Annotated in this window: 5 protein-coding genes; 2 read left to right on the forward strand and 3 right to left on the reverse strand. The window is 39.7% G+C overall.

Translation table 11 applies throughout. The features are described 5' to 3' along the window. The coding region (locus tag SORDD27_RS07130) for a histidine phosphatase family protein (protein WP_231069322.1) at positions 1-386 on the forward strand (386 nt) is incomplete at its 5' end. A 94-nt stretch (positions 387-480) separates the two neighbouring features. Here SORDD27_RS07130 and SORDD27_RS07135 read toward each other — a convergent pair. Genes SORDD27_RS07135 through SORDD27_RS07145 form a run of 3 tightly spaced genes read right to left on the reverse strand, consistent with a single transcriptional unit; the run spans position 481 to position 4,273 of the window. Then, positions 481-2,139 carry an ABC transporter permease gene (locus SORDD27_RS07135; protein WP_061428277.1) on the reverse strand — a complete coding sequence of 553 codons (1,659 nt, stop codon included), beginning with the start codon at positions 2,137-2,139 and terminating at the stop codon, positions 481-483. Continuing rightward, a complete protein-coding gene (locus SORDD27_RS07140; protein WP_061428279.1) occupies positions 2,129-3,220 on the reverse strand; it encodes an ABC transporter ATP-binding protein in 1,092 nt (363 codons plus the stop codon). The genes SORDD27_RS07135 and SORDD27_RS07140 overlap by 11 nt, the downstream gene beginning before the upstream one ends. Positions 3,221-3,232: 12 nt before the next feature. Next, positions 3,233-4,273 carry an ABC transporter substrate-binding protein gene (locus SORDD27_RS07145; RefSeq protein WP_061428281.1) on the reverse strand — a complete coding sequence of 347 codons (1,041 nt, stop codon included), beginning with the start codon at positions 4,271-4,273 and terminating at the stop codon, positions 3,233-3,235. 317 nt (positions 4,274-4,590) lie between these two features. On the opposite strand from SORDD27_RS07145, the gene leuS reads away from it, so the two are divergent. After that, positions 4,591-6,089, forward strand: a 1,499-nt coding sequence (gene leuS / locus SORDD27_RS07150; RefSeq protein ID WP_081103395.1) for a leucine--tRNA ligase, incomplete at its 3' end; no start/stop codon positions are given.

Raw genomic sequence — 6,089 nt, forward strand, 5'->3', positions numbered from 1 at the left:
TGGGGGTTATTCCTCGTGTTTTCAAGGTGGATCATGTTCATCAGTTGTCCTATGCAGAACTAGCAGAAGGTTTGGTAGAGGTTGATACTGCAGGTTGGGCAGAAGGTTGGGAAAAACTCAGTGGTCGAATCAAGGAAGGTTTTGAAACGATTGCCAAAGAAATGGAAGAACACGGAGGGGGCAATGCTCTCGTTGTGAGTCACGGGATGACCATTGGTACGATGGTTTACCTCATCAATGGCATGCACCCACATGGCTTGGATAATGGTAGTGTGACCATCCTAGAATACGAGAACGGCCAGTTTACTGTTGAAATCGTCGGTGACCGTAGTTACCGAGAACTAGGGCGTGAGAAGATGGAAGAGCCCTCTATTCAGTCAAAATAGAACTGCTTGCCATAAACTAGAGATTTAGCAACTATATCAACATAATAAAAAACAGCCAAGGGATATCCTTTTGGCTGTTTTTAATAGGGAAAAACTAGAGTGTAATGCTATTGTTTTTAGAAATTTTCATAAATAGTAATAATGAAGTAACTGTCAAGACAGTGAGGATAGTTGACAAAGCAGCTGCTACGCCATAATTTCCACGAAGTACTTCAGTGTAGATAGCTACGGTCATAGTTTTTGTTTTGGCATTATATAGCAGGATAGAAGTAGATAGTTCTGAAATCATTGTTACCCATGATAGAATAGATCCAGAAATAATACCGGGTAACATCATTGGAACAGTGATTTTACTGAAAGTATTGAGACGGCTACTTCCTAAACTCTCAGCTGCTTCTTCAATACTAGGTGCTATTTGTTGTAAGCTAGCAACAGATGAGCGGATTGTATAAGGGAGTCTTCGGACAGATAAGGAGATAATCAATATAAAAGCTGTTCCAGTAATCATAAGAAATCCGCTTCCAAAAAGACCAGTATTGAATGAAGAAATGAAGGCAATACCTAGAACAGTTCCTGGCACAATATAAGGTACCATACTAAGGCTATCAATTAAGTTTGTAAACAAATTTCGTTTTCTAACAGCTAGGTAGGAGATAACTGTTGCAAATAAAACAACGAGAATCAAGGCAAGTAGAGGGATGCGAATGGTATTGAAAATAGCAGACCCCATACGGTTAAAGGCTGTTTTATAGCTATTTAATGAGTATCCATTAACAAATACCATACCTGATGTTTTAAGGAAGGATGTATAAATCAAAAATAATTGAGGTAGAACAGAAAATAAGATAATTCCGTAAACCGTTGCATAAATGGCAGCCATTTTTCCTTTTGTAGTTTTTTTCGGCTCAATTGGATGTAGCGAATTCATGCTGAAACTATAGCGATTTGAAATATATTTTTGGATGAGGAAGATTGTTAAAGCAATGATGATCGCCAAGATTGCTAAAGCAGATGCAAATGCAGAATTTCCGCCCACCTCACTAATGAATTGATTATAAATTAAAACAGGGAAAGTCCGATATCCTTCACCAATTAACATAGGAGTTCCGAAGTCGGAGAATGCTCTCATAAATACAAGTAGGGCAGCAGCAAGTAAAGTTGGAATTAAAAGGGGCAAAACAACTGTTATCATACGTTTGAACCCGATTACCCCCATACTTTCAGCGGCTTCAAGAAGGGAATGGTCAATTCTTTTCATTGCTCCAGCTACGTATAGAAAAACTAATGGGAATAACTGAAGTGTAAACACAAGTACAATTCCTTTGAAGCCATAAATATCAATAGCTGGAAGATGAAGGACATTTGTCAAGAATTTAGTGATGACACCATTTCGTCCCAATAATAGAATCCAGGAGTATGCCCCTACGAAAGGAGCTGACATGGAAGCAATGATAATCAATATCTGTAAAAATTTCTTTCCTTTGAAGCCATATATAGAAAAGAGATAAGCCAATAAGGTCCCTAAAACTAGGGAAGTTACAGTAGAAGTAATGGAGACGTTAAAACTGTTTACTAGTGTCTCAGAGTAATAGGATTTACTAAAGAAATCCTCAAAATTAGCTAGCGAGAATTTACCTTCATGTATGAGTGCTTGCTTGAGTACAATAACGATAGGATAAACAAGGAAAATAAGATAGGTAAGAAAGATGAAGAAGGAAGAAGCAGTCCAGATGTTTAGTTTTTTACCTTTCATAGCCAACTCCTGTAATAAGATTACGTGAACCATCTGCAGAAAAGACATTTAACTTTTGAGTATTGATTCGTAGACGAATTCGATCCCCTTTTTGAAGATCTTCTTCAAAAGTTGATTCTTCGCTGACCTGTATTTTTGAAGAAAATGCAGTCTCTACAAAATATTCAGTGGTGAGTCCAAGATAAACACTATCGGAAATGATTCCTTCAATATCTCCAGATTCATCTTTGATAAACTCTTCGGGACGGATACTCACAAGAACAGCTTGTTCCTTAGCTTGATCAAGAGCTGGCATAGGGAGGGCATAGCCATCTGAAAAGACGATATAAGCACCGTCGGTCCGTTTTTGTAGTTTGGCTGGGATGAGATTTGTGCGTCCAATAAAGGTTGCCACAAACTCATTAGCTGGTTTATGATAGAGTTCTTTTGGTCGTCCGACTTGTTGGATGATCCCATCTTTCATAACGGCAATCTGGTCTGAAATAGCCATCGCTTCTTCTTGATCGTGGGTCACATATACAGTTGTAATTCCCACTTCGTGTTGAATTTCTCGAATAACTTGGCGCATATCTAAGCGAAGTTTCGCATCCAGGTTACTAAGTGGCTCGTCCATGAGGAGAACACTTGGATTAACAGCTAATGCACGTGCTAAGGCGACACGTTGTTGTTGTCCACCACTGAGTTTATCGGGCTTTCGATCTGCGTATTGATCAATTTGCATTAGTTCCAGATATTTATTAGTTTGTTGAACTAATTCCTCTTTTGGAACCTTTTTTTGTTTAAGACCAAAAGCAACATTATCTCGGACAGTCAAATGTGGAAAAATAGCGTAGTTTTGGAAAACCATCCCGATGTTGCGTTTGTTGGGTTCTATATTATTGATTTTAGTATCATCGAAGTAAAATTCTCCTCCTTCGATACTGTTGAAGCCAGCAATCATTCGAAGAAGGGTCGTTTTTCCACAACCTGAAGGTCCAAGAATGGTGAAAAGACTTCCTTTTGGAATCGTAACGTTTAAATTCTCAATGACAGGAATGTCGTGGTAGATTTTTTTTGCGTTAATAATTTTGATTTCACTCATTGTGAACCTCTTTTACTGTTTCGATTGAATACTAGTGAAAATATCATTGTACTTTTTAAGAATAGCTGATTTATTTTGGATGACATAATCTGAATCTTCAGTAGCGATATTGATTTCTGTCATTGCTTTCATATTTTTATTGATTTTAGCATTTTTTCGAATGGGTCTAATGGTTGTTTCAGTTCCTAGTTTATCCTGAATGTCTTGAGAAAGAAGGAAATCGATAAATTTTTTAGCGTTTTCCATGTGTTTGGCATTTTTGATAATAGCTGCGTTACCAGGCAAAAAGACCGTTCCTTCTTTTGGATAAATGACTTTTACATCAACGCCATCGTTTAAGAGTTTCAATGCAGGATCTTCATAGGTGAGTCCGACAGCCATTTCTCCGTCAGCGACTGATTTGTAGACATTTGAAGAACTGGAAGCAATTTTCCCATCTACTAAGCTAAATAGATTTTTCACATATGTCCAAGCTTGCTCATTTTCATAGCCACCCTGATCCACAAGCATGTTTGTTAATTGAGCAAAGGCACTAGAAGAATTACTTGGATCAGCAGTAGCAATCTTTCCTTTTAATTTAGGATTAAGTAAATCATCATAGCCTTCAATTTTAATATCTTTGGTTAAAGCTGAATTGACAATCAGAACACTGACATCAAGAGTGTATGGAGTGTAGAATCCTGTTTTATTCTGATATTCAGGGATAATTTGGTCGTTTTCTTGGGAGGTATAGGGCTCAAAGAGTTTTTCGTTAGAAGAGAAGAGTGCGTAGGAACCTCCAAAAATGACATCAGCTACAGGAGCTTCTTTCTCAGCCTCAGCTTTCTTGAATAATTCACCAGTACTAGCTTGGACTAAATCAACCTTGATGCCATATTTTTCTTCGAAGGCTGGGATTGTTTCTTCAATAAGATCTTCAGGGTTAGGCGAATAAACAACTAAAGTCTTATCCGTATCATTTTCAATGCTAGTTTCAGCTTCTGTTGTTGAAGAACATCCTGACAAAAGTAGAAATATCCAGCTGAAATAGAGAAGTGATAGTGTTTTTTTCATAATTTTTCTCCTTTTTACGAACATTATTCTCTGTTTGTTTACCTAATGTTTTCAATTACAGAGTTCTACATCATATAATAAAAACCTTAAAGAAATCTAAAACGAGAAATATGAGTTAAAGAAGTTAGGGGAAGTAGCTACAAGAGACAAATAATCAATAGAAGTTAGCTCCAAGTGGGAGCTAATTTTTTTCCTGTTAAATAAGTTGGATTTGCGACTCAGTATTTCTTGTTATCCAAGTCTAAAAGAACATTTCTCGTCTTTCAAATTCCCTCAAAAATGGTATAATAGTAACATCACAAAATTGGAGAGAGACCATGAGTTTTTACAATCATAAAGAAATTGAACCTAAGTGGCAGGGCTACTGGGCAGAACATCATACATTTAAGACAGGAACAGATGCCTCAAAACCGAAGTTTTATGCGCTTGACATGTTCCCTTACCCGTCTGGAGCAGGTCTGCACGTAGGACACCCAGAAGGTTATACAGCGACTGATATCCTTAGCCGTTACAAACGTGCCCAAGGTTACAATGTCCTTCACCCAATGGGTTGGGATGCTTTTGGTTTGCCTGCAGAGCAATACGCCATGGATACAGGGAATGACCCAGCAGAATTCACAGCGGAAAACATTGCCAACTTCAAACGTCAAATCAATGCGCTTGGCTTCTCTTATGACTGGGATCGTGAGGTTAACACAACAGATCCAAACTACTATAAGTGGACGCAATGGATTTTCACTAAGCTTTACGAAAAAGGCTTGGCCTATGAAGCCGAAGTGCCTGTAAACTGGGTTGAAGAGTTGGGAACAGCTATCGCAAACGAAGAAGTCCTTCCTGACGGAACGTCTGAGCGTGGAGGCTATCCAGTTGTCCGCAAACCGATGCGTCAATGGATGCTCAAAATTACGGCCTATGCAGAGCGCTTGCTTAACGACTTGGATGAGTTGGATTGGCCAGAGTCTATCAAGGATATGCAACGTAACTGGATCGGGAAATCAACTGGTGCCAATGTCACTTTTAAAGTGAAAGGGACTGATAAGGAATTTACCGTCTTTACTACTCGTCCTGATACTCTTTTCGGTGCGACCTTCACAGTCTTGGCTCCTGAGCATGAACTAGTAGATGCCATCACAAGCTCAGAGCAAGCTGAGGCAGTAGCTGACTACAAACACCAAGCTAGTCTCAAGTCTGACTTGGCTCGTACCGACCTTGCCAAAGAAAAAACAGGGGTTTGGACGGGCGCTTATGCCATCAACCCTGTCAATGGTAAGGAAATTCCAATCTGGATCGCCGACTATGTTCTTGCGAGCTATGGAACAGGTGCCGTTATGGCTGTGCCAGCCCACGACCAACGTGACTGGGAATTTGCCAAACAATTTGACCTTCCAATCGTAGAAGTGCTAGAAGGTGGAAATGTAGCAGAAGCTGCCTATACTGAAGATGGTCTTCATGTCAATTCAGACTTCCTAGATGGCCTTAACAAAGAAGATGCTATTGCTAAGATTGTGGCTTGGTTGGAAGAGAAAGGCTGCGGACAAGAGAAGGTGACCTACCGTCTCCGCGACTGGCTCTTTAGCCGTCAACGTTACTGGGGTGAGCCAATCCCAATCATTCATTGGGAAGATGGAATTTCAACAGCTGTTCCTGAAAGTGAATTGCCACTTGTCTTGCCAGTCACCAAGGATATCCGTCCTTCAGGTACTGGGGAAAGCCCATTGGCTAACTTGACCGACTGGCTTGAAGTGACGCGTGAAGATGGTGTCAAAGGTCGTCGTGAAACCAACACTATGCCACAATGGGCTGGTTCAAGCTGGTA

Origin of the sequence: Streptococcus oralis (assembly GCF_001579025.1) — a bacterium.
Classification (GTDB): Bacteria; Bacillota; Bacilli; order Lactobacillales; family Streptococcaceae; genus Streptococcus; species Streptococcus oralis_X.

What these genes read in the sequence shown, in the direction of transcription:
- SORDD27_RS07135 (WP_061428277.1), bottom strand. Translation starts at nt 2,139, where the DNA reads ATGAAAGGTAAAAAACTAAACATCTGGACTGCTTCTTCCTTCTTCATC.
- SORDD27_RS07140 (WP_061428279.1), bottom strand. Translation starts at nt 3,220, where the DNA reads ATGAGTGAAATCAAAATTATTAACGCAAAAAAAATCTACCACGACATT.
- SORDD27_RS07145 (WP_061428281.1), bottom strand. Translation starts at nt 4,273, where the DNA reads ATGAAAAAAACACTATCACTTCTCTATTTCAGCTGGATATTTCTACTT.